Annotated in this window: 1 protein-coding gene; it reads right to left on the bottom strand. The window is 44.9% G+C overall.

All coding sequences use genetic code 11. The features are described from left to right. A partial coding sequence (locus ACYQ78_RS39725; RefSeq protein ID WP_459806163.1) for an Hsp70 family protein occupies positions 1–263 on the bottom strand: 263 nt, incomplete at both ends.

The raw sequence follows: 263 nt of genomic DNA, 5'->3' as shown, positions 1-263 counted from the left end.
CCACATCCAGAAGCAGGAGGTCTGCAACAGCTTCACTCTTGTCTCCTTTCAAGATAGCTGCCTGGACTGCAGCACCATAAGCTACTGCCTCGTCAGGGCTGTTGCTCTTGGTTAGATCCCTCTCAACAAACTCCTTCAGGAGTTCCTGGATTTTTGGAATGCGCGTAGAGCCACCAACAAGCACTACTTCATGAATTTCCTTCTTAGTTAGTTTTGAATCTCTTAATGCATCTTTAACTGGGTCTATCGTGCTTTTAAATAAA

The sequence above is a fragment of the Herbidospora sp. RD11066 genome (assembly GCF_054661255.1).
Note: the sequence above shows the minus strand (reverse complement) of the source record. Positions and strands in the feature narration are given on the sequence as shown.